The following is a 21,286-nucleotide window of genomic DNA, read 5'->3' on the forward strand; positions in this document are numbered from 1 at the left end:
GCGCCATGAAATCCTCGGCCGACGAGGCGTCTGTGACTGAAGAAAGGCAGCGGAACGCCGTGCTAGCATCCCGCGCATGAATGTTCGTCAAGGAATGCGCGGCCTAATGGCACTCGCGCTGTCGGCCCTGTGCCCGCTCGCGCTGGCCAAGGCCTCGCTGGAAGTGAAGGTGTCCCCGGCCAATGCCGAGCTGAAGGCCAATATCGAAGCCTTCATCGGCAGCCTGGGGGATCGAGATGAAACCGCCCTGCGTCGTTTCCGCCGTGCCGCCGAGGAGCAGGCGCGCCAGGCGGCGCAGGCGCTCGGCTACTACCAGGCGGAGATCGACAGCCAGGTACGCCCCGGCCAGGACCCGGTCCTGCAACTGGACGTGCAGCACGGCGAGCCCGTCCGCCTGCGCCAGGTGACGGTGCGGGTGGAAGGCGAGGCCGCCGGCCTCAAGGCCTTCAAGGTGCCGAAAAGCAAGGCCCTGGCCCCGGGCGAGCCGCTCAACCACGGGCTCTACGAAGACGCCAAGAAACTCATCCAGAGCCAGGCCCTGCGCTACGGTTTCTTCGATGGCCGCTTCCGCTCCCAGCGGCTGGACATCGACCCCCGTGCCGGTGTCGCCGATATCGAACTGATCTACGACAGCGGGCCGCGCTACGCACTCGGCCGGGTCGCCTTCGACGGCGACACCCCCTTCGATCCCGACCTGCTGGCGCGCCTGGTGCCGTTCCCGCCCAACACGCCCTATGACGCCGACCAGGTCGCCAAGCTCAGCCAGAATCTCCAGGCCAGCGGCTATTTCGAGGAAGTGCGGGTGGATGCCCAGCCTGAGCCCGGTGCTGGCCGGCTGATCCCGGTGAAGGTGCGTCTCGGTGCCGTCAAACCCCGCACCCTGGGCCTGGGCGTCGGTTTCTCCACTGACGTCGGTCCCCGTGCCCGGGCCAACTGGACCCGCCACTGGATCAACCCCCAAGGCCACCGCCTCGGGGCAGAAAGCGAAATCTCCACGGCACGGCAGAGCGTCGGCACCTGGTACGAAATCCCCCTCGACCCACCGCTGACCGACAGCCTGCGTTTCACCAGCGGCTTCCAGCGCGAACAGCTCACCGACGTCGAAAGCCGCCGCTTCACCCTGGGCAGCCAATGGCAGTCCAAGCTGCCGGACGACTGGCAGCGGGTCGTCTCCCTGCGCTGGGAGCAGGAGATCTACGACTTCGGTGACGGCAGCCCAAACGGGCGCAGCAGCTTCCTCATCCCCGGCATCGGCTACAGCGTCACCCGCAGCGACAACCGCCTCGACCCCAACCAGGGCTACCACCTGCAACTGGACGTGCGTGCCGCCAAGGAGGGCGTGCTGTCCGATGCCGACATGACCTACGCCAGCGCCATGGCCAAGGGCCTCTACACCCTGCCGGGTGGCCATCGCCTGCTGGGCCGGGTCCAGGCCGGCGGCATCGCCACCACCGACTACGGCGCCATCCCGCCCTCGCTGCGCTTCTTCGCCGGCGGTGACCAGAGCGTGCGGGGCTATGACTACCAGACGCTCTCCCCGGAGGACCGCCAGGGCAACAAGGTCGGCGGCCGCTACATGGTGGTGGGCAGCGCCGAATACCAGTACCCCATTGCCGAGCGCTGGCGCATCGCGGCTTTCGTCGACCGTGGCAACGCCGTCAACAACCTCAAGGACAAGCTCAAGACCGGCGCCGGCATCGGCGTGCGCTGGGTCTCCCCGGTCGGGCCCATCCGCCTCGACCTGGCCAAGGCCCTGGATGATCCCGGCGGCTTCCGCATTCACTTCTCCATGGGGCCGGAACTGTGAGGCGCGCGGTCAAGGGGGCGTTGCTCGCCCTGGGGCTCACCCTGGGTGGCGTGGGAGCGACCGGAGCCTGGCTGCTGGGCAGCGAGAGCGGCGCACGCTGGGCACTGGGCCTGGTGCCGGGGTTGGCGGTGGAGGGTTTCAGCGGCCACCTGGGCGGCCAATGGCAGGCACAGCGTGTGGTGTGGCGCCAGGGCGAAAGCGTGGTCGCTATCACCGCCCCGCGCCTGGACTGGCAACCCGGCTGCCTGCTGGGCATGACGCTGTGCATCGACCAACTGGCCGCCGACGAGGTGGCCCTGTCGTTCCCGGGGGAGGGCGGCAGCACTGACGAAGGCCCCGTCCGCCTGCCCGCCCTCGCGCTGCCGGTCGGCATTCGCCTGGGCGAGGCTCGCCTGGGGCGCCTCAGCCTGGATGGCGAGGCGCTGCTGGCCGATCTCCAGCTTCGCGCCACCTGGTTGGCGGACGGGCTCACCCTGGAACGTGTCAGCCTCCGTCGTGACGACCTCGCGTTGGACCTGCAAGGGCACCTCGCCCCCAGTGGGGATTGGCCGCTGGAAGCCACCGGCACCCTCGGTTTGCCGGCCCCAGGCGGCCAGGCCTGGTCACTGGCGTTGCACGCCAAGGGCGACCTGCAAGGGCAACTGACCGTCCATGCCGACAGCACCGGTTACCTGCAAGGCCACCTGGAAGGCGAACTGCAGCCCCTGGCCGACCACCTCCCAGCCTCCGCCACGCTGAAGGTGGACGCCTTCAAGGCCTCGGCGAACCTGCCCGACACCCTGCAATTACAGCGGCTCACCCTCCAGGCCCGGGGCGACCTGGCGCAGGGCTACGCGGTCGAAGGACACGCCAGCCTGCCGGGCGAAGGCGGTGACGTACGCCTCGACCTGGCCGGCCGTGTGGACGCCAAGGGGGCGGACCTCAAGCGACTGGCCCTGATGGCGGCGCCGCAGCAGACGCTCGACCTGAACGGACGGATCGACTGGCAACAGGCCCTGGACCTGGATGCCCGCATCGCCTGGCGTGACTTCCCCTGGCGCCGGCTGTATCCCGCGATCGACGAGCCGCCCGTCAGCCTGCAGCGCCTCGACGGCCAGGTGCAGTACCTCGACGGCCACTACCACGGGCAATTCGATGCCGCCCTGAAGGGGCCGGCCGGCGACTTCACCCTCGCCAGCCCGCTCAAGGGTGACCTGGGCCAGGTGGAGCTGGCTGACCTGCGCCTGGCCGCTGGCCAGGGCAAGGCCCAGGGGCGCGTCCAGGTGGGCTTCGCCAGCGGTGTGGATTGGGATGCCCAGCTCGCCCTCAAGGACCTCGACCCCGCCTACTGGGTCGCCGAACTGCCCGGTCGCCTGGCCGGCAACCTCGCCAGCCAGGGGCGCATGGCCGATCGCCTCGCCCTCACGGCGGACCTCGACCTCAAGGGTCAGTTGCGCGGCCAGCCCGCCGTGCTCCTGGCCAAGGCCCGTGGCGAAGGGCAGCGCTGGACGCTGGAGCAGGTCCAGGCACGCCTGGGCGACAACCGCATCGACGGCCAGGGCCGCCTGGAGGAGCGCCTCGATGGCCGGCTGGACATCGCCCTCAATCGGCTTGGTCAGCTCTGGCCCGGCCTGTTCGGCAGCCTCAAGGGGCGCCTCGACCTCGCCGGCAGCCTCGACGCCCCCCAGGGCCAACTGACCCTCGATGGCCAGCGGATCGGCCTCGGTCCCCAGCGCCTGCGTCAATTGCGGCTTCAGGCCAAGCTGGATGCCCGACAGAACGGCACCCTGCAACTCGATGCCGACGACCTTGAGTCCGGCGAGCGCGCCCTGGGTGACCTGCGCCTGACCGGCTCGGGCACGCTCCAGCGGCAGCAGGCCGAGCTGAGCCTGAAGGGGCCCGACCTGGGGCTTGGCCTGGCCCTCGACGGGCAACTGAAGGACGGCGACTGGCGCGGCCGCCTCAGCCGTGGCGACGTGCGGCTCGGCACCCAGGACTGGCGCCTGGAGCAGGCCGCCTCGCTGCAGCGCCTGGCCGACGGCCGCCTGGACCTGGGCGCCCATTGCTGGCGTTCCGGCGAAGCCAGCCTCTGCGCCGGCCAGCAGCGCCTGATGCCCGAACCCAACCTGGACTACCGCCTGCGGGACTTCCCCCTGGCCAGCCTGGCGCCCTGGCTGCCGGACGACTTCGCCTGGCAAGGGCAGCTGGACGGCGACCTGCGGCTGCAACTGCCATCCACCGGCCCCAGCGGCCGCATCCTGCTGGATGCCGGCAGCGGCGTGCTGCGGGTGCGGGAGGAGGGGGCCAAGGGCCAATGGCTGGATTTCCCCTACCAGAGCCTGCGCCTGGAGAGCAGCCTGCGCCCGCAGCGGGTGGACAGCCGCCTACTGTTCGAAGGCGGCAAGCTCGGCCGTCTGCGCCTGGACGCCCGCATCGACCCGCGCCCGACCCGCAAGCCGCTGCAGGGTGACTTCCAGCTGGAGGGCCTGGACCTCGCCGTGCTGCGACCCTTCGCCCGGGGCGTGGAGGAGCTGGAAGGGCGCCTCGATGGCAGCGGCACCCTCGGTGGCACCCTGCTGGCACCCAACGTGATCGGGCAGGTGCGCCTGGGCGGAGGCCGCCTGGCCGGTGGTGAGCTGCCCACGCGGATCGAAGACCTCAAGCTGGATGCACGCATCGCCGGCGAGCGGGTCGAGCTGTCCGGCACCTGGAGCGGTGGCGAAAAGGGCCAGGGCAGCCTGGGCGGCAGCGTCGCCTGGAGCCAGGGCCTGGATGTGGACCTGGCCCTGCGCGGCAACAGCCTGCCGGTGGTGGTGGAGCCTTATGCCAACCTCGACGTCGACCCCGACCTGCGGGTGCGCATGGCAGAGGGCCGGTTGGCACTGTCCGGCACCGTGCGCGTCCCCCGGGGCACCATCAAGATCCGTGAACTGCCGCCCCAGGCCGTGCGGGTCTCGTCGGATGCCCACCTGGTGGGCGAACAGGACGAGGAAACCCCGCTGCAACTGGCCATGGACGTCAACGTCGAAGTGGGCCAGGAACGGCTCAGCTTCAGCGGCTTCGGCCTGACCGCCGACCTCGCCGGGCACCTCAAGGTCGGCGACAACCTGGCTGCGCGCGGCGAACTGAACCTGAAGAACGGCCGCTACCGCGCCTACGGCCAGCGCCTCGACCTGCGCCGCGCGCGATTGCTGTTCGCCGGCCCGCTGGACCAGCCCTATCTGGACGTAGAAGCAGTGCGAAAGATCGGCGACGTCACCGCCGGCATCCGCCTCAACGGGCGTGCCGACGAGCCGACCACCCAGGTGTTCTCCACCCCGGCCATGAGCCAGGAACAGGCGCTGTCCTATCTGGTACTGGGGCGCCCCCTGGAGCGCGGCAGCGACGGCAACGCCCTGGGGCAGGCCGCCCTGGCACTGGGGTTGTCCGGCAGTTCTTCGTTGACCAGCGACCTGGCGCAGAAGCTCGGCCTCAAGGACTTCCAGATCGGCGACGACGGCGCCACCGGCGTGCTCACCGACCGCCTCAGCATCCGCTATGGCCTCGGCGTACTGGAGCCCACCAGCGTGGTGGCGCTGCGCTACGAACTGACCCGGCGCCTCTACCTGGAAGCCGCCAGCGGCCTGGCCAGCTCGCTGGACCTGTTCTACAAGCGGGACTTCTAGCAGGCAGCCGTGATCGAGGTTTCGGCCGGGAGCCCGGGCTTGAGTCCCCCGGCTTCCAGTGCCGCTGCAAGCGCAACGGCGGGCCTTCCAGGCGACTGACGGTGCTGTTCGGGGCGCCGGCATGGCCTCAGAATCCCGTCATCTTCCCCCGTTGACGTGCGAGGTCGCCGTGGACGTTTCCGCCAGCTCCATCTCCGACGCCAGTGCCGCCCAGCTCGCCATAAAGGTGCAGGTCTCGGTGCTGAAGAAGTCCGTCGACCTGCAGTCCCAGAGTGCCCTGGCATTGCTGGAGGCGCTGCCCGCACCGGTGAGCAACAGCAACCCGCCGAACCTGGGCAACGTCATCGACGTCACCGCCTGAACCTCGGCAGCTTCCCTCCCTTTATTCCTGTCCGGCGGTCTCGCTGCAGGTGCGGTCGCGCCCGGCCTGCTTGGCACGGTAGAGCGCCCGGTCGGCGCGGGCGATGAGGCTGTGCAGGGTGTCTCCAGGGCGCAGTTCGGACAGCCCGATGCTCACGGTCACCGCTGTCTCGCCACCGTCGAAATGATGGTGCGCCTCGGCAACCCGCTCCCGCAGCTTTTCCGCCAGCTGCAGTGCCGTGGCACTGCCGGTGTCCTTGAGCAGCAGGATGAACTCCTCGCCGCCCCAGCGGCAGAGAATGTCCGCCTGGCGCACGCCCGCTCGCAGGTTCTCGGCAAAGCCCTGCAGCACCTGGTCACCGGCCAGGTGCCCGTGGGTGTCGTTGAGTTCCTTGAAGTGGTCCAGGTCCAGCAGCAGCGCGGTCAGCGGACGCTGGTCACGCAGTGATTCCTGCAGCGCCTGGCCCGCCAGCAGGTCGAAGCCGCGACGGTTGGGCAACCCGGTGAGGCTGTCGGTGGTGGCCAGCGCGGCGATGCGGTCGCGGTAGCGGCGCACCATCAGGTACAGCAGCACCAGTACCACCAGGGTCACCGCCAGGCTGATGCCCAGGTTGAGGTAGAGCACGTTGCGCACCGGCGACAGGGCGCCTTCTTCGGTCTTGTCGACGAACAGGTACCAGTCCAGTTCGGGGATGAAGCGGGCATTGAGGTAATGCTCGCCGTCGGGGGCGTGGTACTGGTGATTGCCACCGCGCTGGTGCAGAACCGCCCGTACCACCGGGGCCAGGCCCGGCAGTTCCCCGAGGCCCTGGCCCACGCGGCTGCCTTCCGGCCCGCCCTGGGCGCTGGTGAGCACCACGCGGCCGGTGGTGTCGGTGAAGTAGATGGTCCGCTGGTAGCGCTGCTGGTACTCGTCGATCAGCTTCACCACTGCGTCCACCGTCAGGCCCACGCCAGTGGCACCGAGGAAGCGGCCGTCGTAGTCCAGCACCTTGTAGTTGATGAAGATGGTCAGCCGGTCCTGGTTGGCCATGTCCACGTCGACGTTGATCTCGTAGGGCGTCTCCATGTCCCGCACGCGGTAGTACCAGACGTCCCGGGGCTCGTCCGGCGAAACCTTCTTCAGTACGCCCCGTGACTGGTAGTAGGTGCCGGTGCGCTCGGAAATGAAGAAGCTGGTAAAGGCGCCGTAATGCTCCTGGACTTCGCGCAGGTAGCGGGTCATGCGTTCCGGGTCCTGCTCGCCCTGCATGGCCCAGTCCCGCAGGAAGGTGTCGCGGCTCATCATCGAGGAGATCAGGATGGGCCGCACCAGGTCTTTCTGGATCTCGGAATAGACGTTGTCCGAGGTCAGCGGCAGCTCCGTGTTGACGATGCCGTCACGGATCGACTCGAGGGAGGCGTAGTAGCTGACCAGCGATGTGACGGTGAAGCCACAGGTCAGCAGGAGAACGAGCAGGGCAACGAGGAAGCGCTGGTTACGCAAGCGGGGCAGGTGGGCTGACATCGGAGCGTCCTGGGGCAAGTGGCCACATGCTAGCCACTTGCCCCGCCCGCGTCATCCGCGGCGTTCAGCGCAGCAGGCTGACATCCTCGATCCAGGGTTCCAGGCGCTTGCCGTAGGCCACTTTCAGGCGCATCGGCTTGATCGGCTCGTCGTAGGCGCCCACCAGTCGCTCCTCCACCTGCTGGCGCCAGCGATAAGGCACCTGCAGCGCATCCACCTCCAGTCGGCTCACCCGGGCCTGCAGGCGCGGCGGTGTCTGGTTGTGGTCGTACCAGGCGTAGAGGCGTGCCTTCACCAGCGCATAGCGCTTGCGGTCCGGGTAGCGCTGGCGCAGGGCTTCCGCATCGCTGCCGGCGGCCACCACGAACAGGCGGCTGGCGCGGTCGCGCTCGTACTCGAACTGGCTGCGGTACGTGGCCTCCAGGGCGGTGTTCTCCTCGTTGCGCTTGCGTGCCAGGGCCTTCGTGGCGTCCTTCAGCCGGGCTTCGGCACGGTCGAGCTCTGCCTTCCAGGCGGGGCCATCCAGTTCGAGCACGGCGTAGGTGCTGCTCTCGTGGGTGTCGTAGTGGCCCTCTTTGCCTTCGAGGGGCAGGCCGATTTCCTCCAGCACGGCACGGTCGAGAAGAATCTCCTGCTCGTCCGCATCCCGAGGCGTGCGCCAGTCCAGGCGCAGGCCGAGCCCGCTGTTCTCGCCGGACCAGCCGAAGTCCGAGTAGTCCCGGCCCAGCTCGCGCTGGGACAGTTCCAGGCGGCTGTCCGGCTTGCCGGCGCGGTTGTACCAGACCCCGGCCAGTGCCAGGCCGTTGGCCACCAGGACCAGGCCGAGGGCAGCGGAAAGGGCGTAGCGATTCAGGCTGTTCATCAGCGGGCACCTCCCTTCAGCCAGCTGCGGCGCAGACGATTCAGCACCACCAGGATGAGCAGGGCGATCAGGCCCAGCAGCAGGAAGAACAGGTACTTCGGCAGCAGGTCCCACCACCAGTCGAAGAGCTTGGTGTAGAGGAAGATCACCAGGAAGGTCAGGCTGCCGTTGATCACCTCCGGCCAGTCACGCCGAGCGCCCAACCAGATGCCGAGGGCCGCGAGGGCGAAGCCGCCGAGCTGGTAGCCACCCTCGATCAGGTCGCTGTCCAGGGGCAGGTAGCTGGAGCGGCCCCAGTTGGCCAGGACCAGCAGGGTCAGGAAGAAGGTGATCAGCCCCACCAGGCGATAGGTCGCGGCGAATCCGCCGAAGCGCACCTGGGACAGCAACTGCGGGACGAGGAATACCGCCACTGCCGCCGGCAGGAAGTTCTCCGGGTGCTCCCCCATGGACAGCCAGTAACCGCCACCCCAGGTGCCCACCCGCGCCGAGATGAATGCCATCAGGCACAGCAGCCCGGCCACCAGCAGCAGGCGAGCATTGCAGGCGTAGGCCAGCAACAGCCCGTAGGCGCCCCAGGCGATGAAGGCCTTGTCCGAAGGGGTGATGTTGAAGATCTGCCCGAGCATCACCAGGTTCAGCACGAAGGCGACGAAGGCCAGCATGGCCGCCAGCTTGCTGAAGTAGCCGGTGCTGTCGCGGCGCCGAACCAGCGCGGTCAGGCCCAGGGTGCCCAGGGTCGCGCCGACCAGGATGGCCACCTGCACGGCTTCACTGAACAACCCCCAGAACTGATAGAAGAAGAACAGCAGGCTCGCGCCCAAGGCCAGCGCCCCCAGCAGCGAGGCGATGCGCATGCCCAGGGACAGGCGACGGGTCTGGGTGTCGTGGTCGATGTCGTAGAGACTGCGCAGGTCGGCCAGTACCTGGCGGTGGTGATCGCCGAGCTGGTCGAGCTGGCCGGGGTCGAGCAGCAGCGCCTGCTCCTCGTGCAGGCGCTCCACCTCCCGGTAGAAAGCCTGAATGTCGTCGGCGCGACGTTGTGCGTCCTCATGGGTGACGGCGGGCATGGCGGGTCCTTGTGCGTGCGGTGCCGCCGAGCACTCTAGAGCCGTAGTTGGCGATGGGCAATGTGCAGCGCACGTGCATGCGAAGCAGATCGCCCCTATATCGAAGTGGACGCTGTCGGTAGGGGCGACAGCAGTTGCCCGCTTTTCTGTCGGAGCGATTTCAATCGCCAGCGGCGAAGCTGAGTGATTGCGAATGTATTCGCTCCTGCGAAACGGGCTATGCCGGACGTGGCCTTTACGCCTCCTCCAGCACCACCACCCGTTGCCCGGCGCGCACCGGGGAGCCGGGTTGCACGCGGACTTCGCGGACCACGCCATCGCGCGGGGCGGTGAGGGGGATCTCCATCTTCATCGACTCCAGGATCACCAGCACGTCGCCGGCCTTCACGCTGGCGCCGGCCTCCACCTGCACCTGCCAGAGGTTGCCGGCGATATGGCTTTCGATGGCGTGCTGGCCGGCGTCCAGAGGTGCGTCTTCGCCCAGCTCCGGCGCCGGGTCCTCGCTGTCGAAATGGGCCTGGCCAGAGGCGATCCAGCGTTCGCGCTCGGCGTTGAACGCCGCTTGCTGCTGGGCGCGGAAGGCGGCGATGCCCTCGGCCTCGGCGGCGAGGAAGGCCTGGTAGTCCGCCAGACGCAGTTCGCTGTGCTCGATGCGCAGCGGGAAGCGCCCCAGGGGAAAGTCGCGGCGGATGCGCAGCAGCTCCTCGGCACTCACCGGGTAGAAGCGGATCTGGTCGAAGAAGCGCAGCAGCCAGGGCTTGCCGTCGAAGGCGGCCACCTCGCGGTAGCGGTTCCACATCTGCAGGGTGCGGCCGACGAACTGGTAGCCGCCGGGGCCTTCCATGCCGTAGACGCACATGTAGGCGCCGCCGATGCCCACCGAGTTCTCCGCGGTCCAGGTGCGCGCCGGGTTGTACTTGGTGGTCACCAGGCGGTGGCGCGGGTCCAGCGGGGTGGCCACCGGCGCGCCGAGGTAGACGTCGCCCAGGCCCATCACCAGGTAGCGGGCGTCGAACACCGTGCGCTGCACCTCGTCGAGGTTGGGCAGGTCGTTGATGCGGCGGATGAATTCCAGGTTGCTCGGGCACCAGGGCGCGTCCTTGCGCACCGTGGTCATGTACTTCTCGATGGCCAGCTGGCAGGCCGGGTCGTCCCAGGACAGCGGCAGGTGGACGATGCGCGACGGCACGGCGAGGTCGCCAGCGGCGCAGACGCCGTCCCAGAGCCCCGCGACCACCTGCAGCAGGCGCTCCAGGGGCAGGGTTTCCGGCTGGTAGTGCACCTGCAGCGAGCGGATGCCGGGGGTCAGGTCGATGACGCCCTGCAGCGCCTCGGCCTCCAGCGCCTGCATCAGCGCGTGACCCCGGAAGCGCAGCACCAGGTCCAGCTCCGCCGCGCCGATCTCCAGCAGCAGGTGGGTGTCGCCGGAGAGGCGCGCGACCAGGCGTGTGGCGTCCTGGCCGAGGTCCAGGACGATGGGGCTCGACAGCTCTGCCGCACCTATTGCAGCGGATTCATCCGCGATTTCACGGCCGCCTGTGTCGCGAGTGAATTCGCTCCCACGGAGGGTGGTGCATTCGCGGTCACCTGCCTTGGCCAGCTCCCGTGCCGTGGCGATATCCACCGGCTCGAAGCGCACCCTGTCGCCGGCCTTGAGCTGGCCGAGCTGCCAGAGGTCGGCCTCGATCACCGTCACCGGGCAGACGAAGCCGCCCAGGCTGGGGCCGTCCGGGCCGAGGATCACCGGCATGTCGCCGGTGAAGTCAACGGCGCCTATGGCGTAGGGGTTGTCGTGGATGTTGGAGGGGTGCAGGCCGGCTTCGCCACCGCTCTCGCGCACCCATTCCGGCTTCGGGCCGATCAGGCGCACGCCGGTGCGGCTGGAGTTGAAGTGTACTTCCCAGGCGGTGGCGAAGAAGGTCTCGATGGAGGCCGCGGTGAAGTATTCCGGCGCGCCGTGGGGGCCGTAGATCACCCGGATGCGGCGCAGCGCCGGCAGCGGCTGGCAGAGCTCGGCGGGCAGGCTGGCGCCGACTGCATGGTCGGCCAGGGGCAGCAGGTGCAGCACGTCGCCGGCGCGCAGGGCGCGGCCGCCGTGGCCGCCGAACTGGCCGAGGGTGAAGGTGCTCTTGCTGCCCAGGTAATCCGGCAGCTGCAGGCCGCCGCGCAGGCACAGGTAGCTGCGTGCACCGGCGCCGGCGATGGTGCCGAGGGCCAAGATAGAACCGGCGGGCACCCGCAGCGCGGTGTTCAGCGGCTGCGGTTGACCGTCGAGGGTGAGCGGGATCGGCGCGCCGGTGACGGCCACCACCGCGTCGGTGTTGAAGCGCAGGCTGGGGCCGCTCATGGTGATTTCCAGTGCGGCGGCGCCTTCCTCGTTGCCCAGCAGACGGTTGCCCAGGCGCAGGGCGCGGCTGTCCATGGGGCCGGACGGCGGCACGCCCACGGCCCAGTAGCCGAGGCGGCCGGGGTAGTCCTGCACCGTGGTCTGGGTGCCGGCGCCGAGCACTTCGAAGGTGTGGGCACGGTGGGCGAGGTTTTCCAGGCAACGGGTCCAGGGCCGGCCACTGGCGAAGGGCGCGTCGGCCAGGATCTGCCGCAGGTAGTCGCGGTTGCTTTCCACGCCGTAGAGCTGCGTGTCGGCCAGGGCGCGGTCGAGGGCGACGCTGGCCTCATCGCGGTTCGCTGCCCAGGTGATCAGCTTGGCGATCATCGGGTCGAAGTAGGGCGGGATCTCGCAGCCGGCTTCCACCCAGGTGTCGATGCGCAGGGCGCGACCGTCCGCCTCGGGGAAGTGCACGGCGGTGAGCAGGCCGGGGCTGGGCTGGAAGTCGCGGCCCGGGTCCTCGGCGTAGAGGCGCGCCTGGATGGCGTGGCCGCTGGGGCGCAGCTCTTTCGCCAGCTCGGCGAGCGGGGGCAGGGTGCCGGCGGCCAGCTCGACCATCCAGCGCACCAGGTCGACGCCCCAGACCTGTTCGGTGACGCCATGCTCCACCTGCAGGCGGGTGTTCACTTCAAGGAAGTAGAAGCGCTCGGCCTCGCTGTCGTAGACGAACTCCACGGTGCCGGCGCTGCGGTAGCTGACTGCCCTGGCCAGCTGGATGGCGGCGGCGCAGAGGTCCTCGGCCATGCCGGCGGGTAGGTTGGGCGCGGGGGTTTCCTCCAGCACCTTCTGGTTGCGCCGCTGCACCGAGCAGTCGCGCACGCCGAGGGCGATCACCTCGCCCTGGCCATCGCCGAACACCTGCACCTCCAGGTGGCGGGCCCGCTGGATGTACTTCTCGATGAACACCCCGGCGTCGCTGAAGTTGTTCTGCCCCAGGCGCTTCACCGCCTCGAAGGCTTCGCTCAGCTCGCTGGCCGAGCGGCATACGCGCATGCCGATGCCGCCACCGCCGGCGGTGCTTTTCAGCATCACCGGGTAGCCCACCTGCTCGCCGGCCACCAGCGCCGCGTCGAGGCTTTCCAGCAGTTCGGTGCCTTCGAGCATCGGCACCCCCTCGGCCTTGGCCAAGGCACGGGCGGTGTGCTTGAGGCCGAACACGCGCAGCTGCGCAGGCGTCGGCCCGACGAAGGCGATGCCGGCCGCCTCGCAGGCTTCGGCGAAGGCGGCGTTCTCGGAGAGGAAGCCATAGCCCGGGTGGATCGCCTGGGCGCCGCTCTCGCGGGCTACGGCGAGGATCTTGTCCACCACCAGGTAGGTGCTGGCGGCTGGGCCGTCGCCCAGGCTGTGGGCCTCGTCGGCCTGCTGGACGTGCAGGCTGGCGACATCCGCCTCGGCGTACACGGCGACGCCGCGCACATCGAGCTGGCGCAGGGTGCGGAGGATGCGGCAGGCGATGGCGCCGCGGTTGGCGATCAGGAGTTTTTCAAACATTGCGGAGCCCTCGAAAGGGATGACGGGCCGTCCCGCCTTGTTCGTCTGCACCACGGTCGTCCGTGGCTGGTTTGCTGTCACCTGTAGGAGCCAGCTCTGCTGGCGAAGCGTTCGCGAGCAGAGCTCGCTCCTACGGTCGAGGTCCGGGGTTCTTGCCGAGGCATTGCCCTGAACGGCTCTGGCACAGAAGGAACAGCCAACGCCGCACCCCTTGCAGCTTGCCGCTCACCCCTTGCCGCTGCTTATTCACTCCCATACCAACACCTGCGCCGGAGTCGGGTTCCAGCCGTTGCAGGGGTTGTTCAGCTGCGGGCAGTTGGAGATGAGGAGGATGATGTCCATGTGGGCCAGCAGCTCAACGTACTTGCCGGGGGCGGAGATGCCGTCCTCGAAGGTGAGGCCGCCTTCGGGGGTGACCGGCACGTTCATGAAGAAGTTGATGTTGGCGCTGATGTCGCGCTTGGCCAGGCGGCCGTCGTGCAGGCTGGCGCGCAGGAAGTTGTCGCGGCAGCTGTGCATGTAGCGGGTGCCGAGGGCGTAGCGCACGGTGTTGCTTTCCTGGGCGCAGGCGCCGCCGAGGGTGTCGTGGCGGCCGCAGGTGTCGGCGACGATGCTCAGCATGGGGTTGCCGAGGTTGGACCAGAGCACGCTGCCGGGGCCGAGGTAGACGCGGTTCTGCTTGCGCAGGGTGCGTTGCACGTCATAGCGCTCGCGCGGGTTGCGCGCGCTGTAGAAGAGGGTGTCCACCGCCTGGTTGCCCTCCAGGTCGAGCAGGCGCAGGGTCTGGCCGGCCTTCACTTCGGTCATGAAGGGTTCGCCGGCGGCGATCACGGCGGTGTAGACGGCGGCTTCGGGGTGTTTGTCGCTGGGAGTCGGGTTCATCGGGCGGCCCTCAGATGTACAGGCGTTCGGTGTTGTGGAAGCCACGGCCGTTTTCCGGGCGCGAGGTGCGGCAGAGCAGGGTGATGCCGTCGCTCTCGACCTTGTGCCAGGCCAGCTGCACGGGCTTGGGCGCGTAGACGGGGTCGGGGTCCATGGGGTGCTGCAGGGCGGTGAGTACCACCAGGGTGTCCATCGGCGCGTACAGCTCGATGCAGTCGCCGGCCTGGCTGTTGCCGGGTGCGAAGTTGAAGCAGCCGTCGGCGTCCACCGTGACCTTGCTGAACAGGTTCAGGCACATCAGCAGGTCCTGCAGGTTGAGGTCCCACTTGCCCATCTCCACCAGCAGGTTGTCGACGCCGTTGCGGAAGAAGCCGTTGCGCAGTTCCTGGTAGCGGCCCTGGCCGTACTTCTCGCGCACTTCCTCGGCGTTGAGCACGCCGCCGAAGCTGTCGTGCCAGCCGCAGCTGTCGGCGGTGATGGCGGCGAGCACGCGGCCCATGTCCGAGTACAGGCAGTGGCCGGCGGTGAGCTTGGCGGTGTGCTGGCACTTGAGGCTGTCCGGCAGGTTCAGGCGCTCGCTTTTCTCGGCGGCGTTGAACAGCAGCAGGCTGACGTTGGCGCCGCCCTCGATGTCGCTGATGCGCAGCAGCTGGCCGCGTTTGAGGACGAAGGAGGTGTGGCCGCCGCCGGGGACGGTTTCTTCATAAAGGGTGGGGCGCAGGGCCAGGGATGCGGTCATGGGCGGGCTCCTTTCAATGGGCCGGGGCGGGCTGCAGGGCGCGGGTGACGCGCTCCGGCAGGGCTTCGACGGCGGCGCGCGCGGCGCGGCGGTCGCTGTTCAGGGGGATGTCGTAGGTGATGCGCGCGCCGTAGGCGTTGGGCGCGTGCGGGTCGTGGCGGACCTTGTCGAAGACCATCAGCCGGGTGCCGAGGCTGAAGCCTTCGGAGAGGTCGTGGGTGACCATGAACACGGTCAGCCGGGTTTCCTGCCACAGGCCCAGCAGCAGCTCGTGCATGTCCTTGCGGATGCCCGGGTCGAGGGCGCCGAAGGGCTCGTCGAGCAGCAGCACGCGGGGCTTCATCACCAGGGCCTGGGCGATGGCCAGGCGCTGCTGCATGCCGCCGGAGAGCTGCGCGGGGTACTTGTCCAGGGCATGGCCGAGGCCGACCTTCTCCAGCATCACGGCGGCCTGTTCGCGGGCGGCACGACGGGCACCGCCGAACAGGCGGCCGAACAGCGGCGCGCGGGGCAGCTCCAGGCCGAGTGCGACGTTGTCCAGCACCGTCAGGTGGGGGAACACCGAGTAGCGCTGGAACACCACGCCGCGGCTGGCGTCGGGCTCGGCCACCAGGGGCTGGCCGTCCAGCAGCAGTTGGCCCCGGCTGGGTGTCTCCTGGCCCAGCAGCATGCGCAGGAAGGTGGACTTGCCGCAGCCGGAGGCGCCGACCAGGGTGCAGAACTCGCCTTCGTTCACCTTGAGGTTGAGGTTCTCCAGCACCACCTGGTCGCCGTAGGCCTGCCACAGGTTCTTCACTTCGATGAAGGCGCTCATGCCTGGGCTCCTTCGTACCAGGGGAAGGCCAGGCGGGTGAGCTGGCGCAGGCCCAGGTCCATCAGCCAGGCGAGCAGGGTGATCCACACCACGTAGGGCAGGATCACGTCCATGGCCAGGTAGCGGCGGACCAGGAAGATGCGGTAGCCGAGGCCGTCGGTGGAGGCGATGGCCTCGGCGGCGATGAGGAACAGCCAGGCCGAGCCCAGCACCAGGCGCAGGGAGATGAGCAGGCGCGGCAGCAACTGCGGCAGCACCACGCGCAGGATCAGGGTCCAGGTGTTGGCGCCCAGGGTTTGCGCCTTGATCAGCAGCTCGCGGGGGATTTCCCGGGCGCGCTGCTCCAGGTCACGGGCGATGCAGGGGGCGATGCCGATGACGATCAGCATCACCTTGGACAGCTCGCCGAGGCCGAAGACGATGAACAGGATCGGCAGGATCGCCAGCGGCGGCACCATCGACAGCACCGTGAGCAGCGGCGACAGCGGTGCACCGAACAGCGGCAGGGTGCCGGCGGCGATGCCCAGGCACAGGCCCAGCAGCGCGGCGATGGCCAGGCCCGTGGCCAGGCGCTTGAGGCTGGAGGCGCTGTCCTGCCAGAACAGGTAGTCGCCGGAGCGCTTGTCCTCGGTGAAGGCCAGGCGCTGCACCGTCTCGACCATCTGCGTGGCGCTGGGCAGCAGCTTGTCGTTGGGGTTCTGCGCCAGACGCGATGCCGAGCCGGTGAAGTAGGCCAGCAACAGCAGGGCGAAGGGCAGCAGGATCAGCAGCAGCCTTCCTGCACGGTCCGGGTGGCGGTTGATCAGGCGCATGGCGAGCACTCGGTGGCGTGGGGCGGCGCAGGCGGGGCCGGGGTGGCGCCCGCCAGCGGTTGGGGGCGGCTCAGAGCGTGCCGTCGGCGGCCATCTGCACGTAGGTCGGGTCGAAGCGCAGCTTCACGTTGGCCTTGTCGCCGGTGACCAGCCCTTTGGCGAAGCTCATGCCCACCGCGTGGGCGTCCTTGGCGCCTTCACCCAGCAGGCCGTGGGCGAAGGAGAAGGTGGCCACCTTGTCCATGGTCGCCGGCAGCTTCGGGCTGGTGACGAACTCCAGGGCCTCGGCCGGCGTGCCGAACAGGCGGGTGGCGTCCAGCTGGGCCTGGTAACCCGCCAGGTCGGTGCCCGAGGCCTTGGCCATGTGCGTCAGGGCGGCGGTGCTCTCGGCAGTGCCGGCCTTCATCAGCGCGACGATCTCGAACCAGGCGCCGGTCAGCGCCTTGCCCAGGGCCGGGTTGTCCTTCAGGGTCTTGGTGTTCACCACCATCATGTCCATGATCTCGCCGGGCACCTTGCTGGAGTCGAACACCAGGCTGGTGCCGGGCTTGGCCTTGATCTCGGCGAGCATCGGGTTCCAGGTGGTCACTGCCTGCACCTCGTCGGTGTCGAAGGCGGCGGCGATGTCGGCATCGGAGGTGTTCACCACCTGCACGTCCTTCTCGGCCAGGTGGGCACGCTCCAGGGCGCGGGCCAGCAGGTAGTGGGAGACGGACAGCTCCACCAGGTTCACCGGCAGGCCCTTGAGGTCGCCGAGGGTTTTGCCTTCACCCTTGAGCACGATGCCGTCGTTGCCGTTGGAGAAGTCGCTGACGATCAGCGCGGTGCTGTCCACGCCGCCGGCGGCGGGGATGGTCAGGGCGTCCATGTTGGTCATGGTGCAGCCGTCGAACTGGCCCGCCGTGTACTGGTTGATGGATTCGACGTAGTCGTTGAGCTGGGTGACCTTGATCTCGATGCCGTACTTCTTCGCCCACTTGTCGACGATGCCCTGGGTGGCACCGTATTCCCACGGCATCCAGCCGGCGTAGATCGTCCAGCAGACGTCGAAGCTGCTCTTTTGGGCGGCGGAGGCGTTGAGGCTGAAGGCCGCAGCGAGGGCGGCGGCAGCGAGGGCGAACAGACGGGGTTTGCGCATGGGGTACCTCCAGTTCGGTTGAGGGCGGGCGGAGCGGCGCGGCACATCCCGTTCAAGGGGCGCGTTCTCCCGGGCTTTTGTCCCGCCGTGTAACCTCGCTGGAGGTCGCCAGCTCTCGGACCAGTCATCCGCCTGCGCGGACCGGAACCCTAGCCAGCCATTGCAAATTGTGGTGCCGCGATCCCGGTGGGCCGGGTAGCTCCTGCACGCCAGTCACAAAGCGAAGGCCGTGCCAACACGGGCAAAGGCCCGCCGCAGAAGGGCCAGGTGTCGCCCCGTGGTTCGTCGGCCGCCCACCGGCGCCCAGGGATGGGGCGCGCTGCCTCGCCGTGGTGCGTGGAAATACGCCGTAAAGGATTTTGCCGACGGCAGGTTGCACACCGCCGCACCGGCCCGCTGTCGAATCCGGCGGGAGCAATCCCGGGTGCCGACATTCGTGGGCACCGTCCCAGCGGTCGAAGGAGGCCGCCATGTCCAATCGAACCCTGTTGCTGATGGCTTTACTGGGCCTGCCCCTGACGGGCTGCGCCGCCTATGACTACGACGACTACCGCGAGTACCCGCGCCAGTCCGGCGGCTACTACCGCGTCGAGTCCTATCCCGGCTACCCCGCGTACCCCACCTACATCATCCGCGAGCGCCGCTACGCACCGCCGCCTCCGCCACCCGTGGTGCGCGGCTGGCCGGAGCGGCGCGACCCGCCGCGCTACGAGCGCCATGAGTACCAGCGCCAGGACTGGCGCCAGCAACCTCGGAACGACTGGGACGAACGCCGCCACGACTACACCCCGCGCCTGCAGAACTGGGGCGGCCAGCTGGACGGCGGACACCGCTACTGGCAGGGCCGTGACCGCCATGACCACGATGGTCGCGGCGGCTGGGGGCGCTAGCTCAGCCGGCCGAGGCCGGTGGGGTGCGGGCGTCCTCGTCGAGGATCAGTCCGCGCATCGCCTCGGCAGCCGGTGACAGGGTGCGCCCGGCGCGGCTGACTAGGCCGTAGGCCGAGCGTTGCGACAGCAGGCCGGGCGCCAGCTCCAGCAGGGCCAGGCGCCCGGCCTCGATCTCTTCGGCCACCACGTCCAGTGGCGCCATGCTCAGCACGTCGCTTTCCGCCACCAGCGCCTTCAGCACCATGAAGTTGTCGCATTCGATGCCCAGCGGCTGGCCGCTTTCCGCCAACTGCCCCAGGGCCTGCGCCACCTCGGCGGGCACCTGGGTGCCGGCCAGCGGATAGGCTGCCAGGTCGGCCGCCGTCAGCCGGTGCCGGCGCCGGCCCAGCAGCGGGTGCCCCGGTCGGCAGAAGATCACCCCGGGCCAGCTGCGCAGCGGCGTGACCTCCAGCTGCGGGTCGTCGCGCAGTTCCCGCACATCGGCCACGAACAGCTCCAGGGCATCGTCCAGCAGGCGCTGGTGCAGGCTGTACCAGGTGTCGATGGCCAATTGCACCCGCACCCCGGGGTGTGCCCCGGCGAAGCGTCCCAGCGCCCGGGGCACCAGCCGGGCGGCGGGGTAGGGGCCGGCACCCAGGCGCAGCTCGCCGCTGCCCAGGTTGTCCAGCTGGGAGACCGCACTGCGTAGCGCGCGGTCGCCGTCCAGCAAGCGCCGGGCATGTTCCAGCACCAGCCGGCCGTGGGCGGTCAGGCTCACCTGGCGCGGGCCCCGGTCCAGCAGGCGGCAGCCCAGGCCGTTCTCCAGGGCCTGGATGCTGCGGCTCAGGGCCGGCTGGCTGAGGTTCACCGCCTCGGCGGCACGGGCGAAGTGGCCGTGTTCGGCCAGGGCGACGAAGTGACGGAGCTGGCGTAGGTCGTTCATGCGTTACCTGCATTGAGAGCTGGATAAGAATGCATTGGAATTATCATTCGGCCGCTGCCAGCCTGTCTGCGCTCATCCACAACAACAACGAGCCGACCATGCGACTGACTACCCGCTTCAGCGGCCTGCTGCTGGCCGCGACCCTGCCCCTGGGGGCCGACGCCGCCCTGCCCGACGAAACCCTGAAAGCCAGCATCAACCCCGAACTGGCCGAACACACCCGGCACTTCAACCAGAAGGTCTACCAGGTGGCCGACAACGTCTGGTCGGCGGTGGGCTGGAACCTCGCCAACAGCGTGATGATCGAGGCGCCCGAGGGGCTGATCATCGTCGACACCGGCGAATCGGTGGACCAGTCGCGCAAGGTCCTCGCCGAGTTCCGCAAGATCAGCGACAAGCCCATCAAGGCCATCGTCTACACCCACTTCCACCCGGACCACATCAACGGTGTGAAGGCCTTCGTCAGCGAAGAGCAGGTGAAGAGCGGCGAGGTGCGCATCTACGCCCAGGAAACCCTGCTGGACAACGTCGTCACCCAGGGCTCGCTGGTGGGGCCGATCCTCGCCATGCGCTCGGGCTACAGCTTCGGCGTTGCGCTCTCCGACGAGGACAAGCGCGACATGAACGCCGGCCTCGGCCCGCTGGCCCACGAGGGTGCCTCCACCTTCATCGCCCCCACCGACACCTTCCGCGACAGCCTCGACACCACCATCGCCGGGCTTAAGGTGCAGTTCCTTCACGTGCCCAGCGAGGCGCCGGACGAAATCGTCCTCTACCTGCCGGACAACCGCGTGCTCATCAGCGCCGAGGTGACCCAGGGCCCGACCCTGCCCAACGTCCACACCCTGCGTGGCACCAAGTTCCGCGACCCGGTGGTGTGGGTGGCGAGCCTGGACAAGCTGCGGGCCTTCCAGGCCGACGTGATGGTGCCGCTGCACGGCCAGCCGGTGAGCGGGCGGGAGAAGGTGGAGGAGGTGCTGCGCATGACCCGCGACGCCATCGCCTACATCCACGACCAGACCGTGCGCTGGATGAACAAGGGCCTGACCCCCGACGAGCTGGTGGAGAAGGTCAAGCTGCCGCCGCACCTGGCCGGCTACACGCCCTACCTGCGCGAGTACTACGGCACCGTGAAGCACAGCGTGCGGCAGATCTACCAGGGCTACCTGGGCTGGTTCCAGGGCGACCCGGTGGACCTCGACCCCATCCCGCCGGCGGAGAAGGCCAAGCGCCTGATCGCCCTCATGGGCGGTCGCGACAAGGTGCTGATGGCGGCCGGCGATGCGTACCTGAAGGGCGACTGGCAATGGGCAGCGGAACTGTCCGGCTACGCCATCCGCGTCGACCACGACGACAAGCTCGCCCGCGACATCAAGGCCCGCAGCTTCCGCCGCCTGGGCTACGCCAGCATGAACATCAACTGGCGCAACTGGTACCTGATGAGTGCCATGGAGCTGGAAGGCAAGCTGGAGGGCGACGTGGCGCTGGAAATGTCCCGCCGGGTGCGCGCGGCCTTCCTCTCCCCGGACATGCTGAAGAACCTGCCGGCGCGCATCTTCCTGCAGAACTGGGTGACGCGCATCGACCCGGAGAAGAGCGGCGACGTCGAACTGGCCCTGGGCTTCGCCTTCCCCGACATCGACGAAGCCTGGACCCTGGAGGTGCGCCGCGGCGTGGCCCAGCTCAAGTCCGGCATCGACCCCGCCGTGCCCCTGCGCCTGACCCTCGACAAGCGCTACCTGGACACCGTCATCAGCGGCGAGAACAGCCTGCTCAAGGGCGCGCTGCTGGGGGACGTGAAGGTCGACGGCAACCTGCTGGACATCAAGACCTTCCTCGGCTGCTTCGACTTCGAGGACGCCCCCATCGCCCTCACCGTGCGTTGAGCCGGGCAGGGCGCCTGCCAACCAAAAGTGCGGAGAGCCGTGCCGCCGCCAGGCGGCACACTCTGTCTCCCGCCCC

General features: G+C 69.0%; 15 protein-coding genes and 1 riboswitch. Of the genes, 5 read left to right on the plus strand and 10 right to left on the minus strand.

All coding sequences use genetic code 11. From position 1 onward, the window contains the following. Positions 1-106: 106 nt before the first annotated feature. The 3 genes from PotMrB4_RS11095 (at position 107) to PotMrB4_RS11105 (ending at position 5,812) form a co-directional block, all read left to right on the plus strand. Entirely contained in the window at positions 107-1,807 is a 1,701-nt protein-coding gene (locus PotMrB4_RS11095; protein ID WP_232060822.1) for an autotransporter assembly complex protein TamA, read from the plus strand. After that, entirely contained in the window at positions 1,804-5,451 is a 3,648-nt protein-coding gene (locus tag PotMrB4_RS11100; RefSeq protein WP_172433273.1) for a translocation/assembly module TamB domain-containing protein, read from the plus strand. The genes PotMrB4_RS11095 and PotMrB4_RS11100 overlap by 4 nt, the downstream gene beginning before the upstream one ends. Before the next feature lie 169 nt (positions 5,452-5,620). Beyond that, on the plus strand, positions 5,621-5,812 hold the full coding sequence (locus PotMrB4_RS11105) for a putative motility protein (RefSeq protein WP_197939515.1): 192 nt from the start codon (positions 5,621-5,623) through the stop codon (positions 5,810-5,812). 21 nt (positions 5,813-5,833) lie between these two features. On the opposite strand, the gene PotMrB4_RS11110 is transcribed toward PotMrB4_RS11105, so the two are convergent. The 9 genes from PotMrB4_RS11110 to PotMrB4_RS11150 form a co-directional block, all read right to left on the minus strand. After that, on the minus strand, positions 5,834-7,318 hold the full coding sequence (locus PotMrB4_RS11110; protein ID WP_107330201.1) for a sensor domain-containing diguanylate cyclase: 1,485 nt from the start codon (positions 7,316-7,318) through the stop codon (positions 5,834-5,836). A 64-nt stretch (positions 7,319-7,382) separates the two neighbouring features. After that, positions 7,383-8,180, minus strand: a complete 798-nt coding sequence (locus PotMrB4_RS11115) for a DUF4824 family protein (protein WP_142008398.1) — start codon at positions 8,178-8,180, stop codon at positions 7,383-7,385. Further along, positions 8,180-9,250 (minus strand): DUF2157 domain-containing protein, encoded by a 1,071-nt coding sequence (locus PotMrB4_RS11120; protein WP_172433275.1) that lies wholly within the window; start codon positions 9,248-9,250, stop codon positions 8,180-8,182. The genes PotMrB4_RS11115 and PotMrB4_RS11120 overlap by 1 nt, the downstream gene beginning before the upstream one ends. Positions 9,251-9,485: 235 nt before the next feature. Continuing rightward, positions 9,486-13,127: an urea carboxylase gene (gene uca, locus PotMrB4_RS11125; RefSeq protein ID WP_172433276.1), complete on the minus strand. Its 3,642-nt coding sequence runs from the start codon at positions 13,125-13,127 to the stop codon at positions 9,486-9,488. Positions 13,128-13,373: 246 nt separating this feature from the next. Beyond that, positions 13,374-14,009: an urea amidolyase associated protein UAAP2 gene (locus PotMrB4_RS11130; protein ID WP_172433277.1), complete on the minus strand. Its 636-nt coding sequence runs from the start codon at positions 14,007-14,009 to the stop codon at positions 13,374-13,376. 10 nt (positions 14,010-14,019) lie between these two features. Continuing rightward, positions 14,020-14,748, minus strand: coding sequence for an urea amidolyase associated protein UAAP1 (locus tag PotMrB4_RS11135; RefSeq protein WP_172433278.1), 729 nt, complete (start codon positions 14,746-14,748; stop codon positions 14,020-14,022). A 13-nt stretch (positions 14,749-14,761) separates the two neighbouring features. Then, on the minus strand, positions 14,762-15,562 hold the full coding sequence (locus tag PotMrB4_RS11140) for an ABC transporter ATP-binding protein (RefSeq protein ID WP_172433279.1): 801 nt from the start codon (positions 15,560-15,562) through the stop codon (positions 14,762-14,764). After that, a complete protein-coding gene (locus tag PotMrB4_RS11145; RefSeq protein WP_172433280.1) occupies positions 15,559-16,374 on the minus strand; it encodes an ABC transporter permease in 816 nt (271 codons plus the stop codon). The genes PotMrB4_RS11140 and PotMrB4_RS11145 overlap by 4 nt, the downstream gene beginning before the upstream one ends. 70 nt (positions 16,375-16,444) lie before the next feature. Further along, a complete protein-coding gene (locus PotMrB4_RS11150; protein ID WP_172433281.1) occupies positions 16,445-17,512 on the minus strand; it encodes a putative urea ABC transporter substrate-binding protein in 1,068 nt (355 codons plus the stop codon). Positions 17,513-17,576: 64 nt separating this feature from the next. Continuing rightward, a riboswitch (guanidine-I (ykkC/yxkD leader) is annotated at positions 17,577-17,676 on the minus strand. A 306-nt stretch (positions 17,677-17,982) separates the two neighbouring features. Between PotMrB4_RS11150 and PotMrB4_RS11155 the strand changes: the two genes are divergently transcribed. Then, positions 17,983-18,402: a hypothetical protein gene (locus PotMrB4_RS11155; RefSeq protein WP_172433282.1), complete on the plus strand. Its 420-nt coding sequence runs from the start codon at positions 17,983-17,985 to the stop codon at positions 18,400-18,402. Between the two features lies 1 nt (position 18,403). Here the strand turns inward: PotMrB4_RS11155 and PotMrB4_RS11160 are convergent, their stop codons facing one another. Further along, the gene (locus PotMrB4_RS11160; protein WP_044405789.1) at positions 18,404-19,324 is read right to left on the minus strand and encodes a LysR family transcriptional regulator; all 921 of its coding nucleotides are present in this window, start codon (positions 19,322-19,324) and stop codon (positions 18,404-18,406) included. Positions 19,325-19,422: 98 nt separating this feature from the next. On the opposite strand from PotMrB4_RS11160, the gene PotMrB4_RS11165 reads away from it, so the two are divergent. After that, entirely contained in the window at positions 19,423-21,210 is a 1,788-nt protein-coding gene (locus PotMrB4_RS11165; RefSeq protein WP_044405847.1) for an alkyl/aryl-sulfatase, read from the plus strand. Positions 21,211-21,286 lie beyond the last annotated feature (76 nt).

The organism is Metapseudomonas otitidis (assembly GCF_011397855.1).
Lineage (GTDB): Bacteria > Pseudomonadota > Gammaproteobacteria > Pseudomonadales > Pseudomonadaceae > Metapseudomonas > Metapseudomonas otitidis.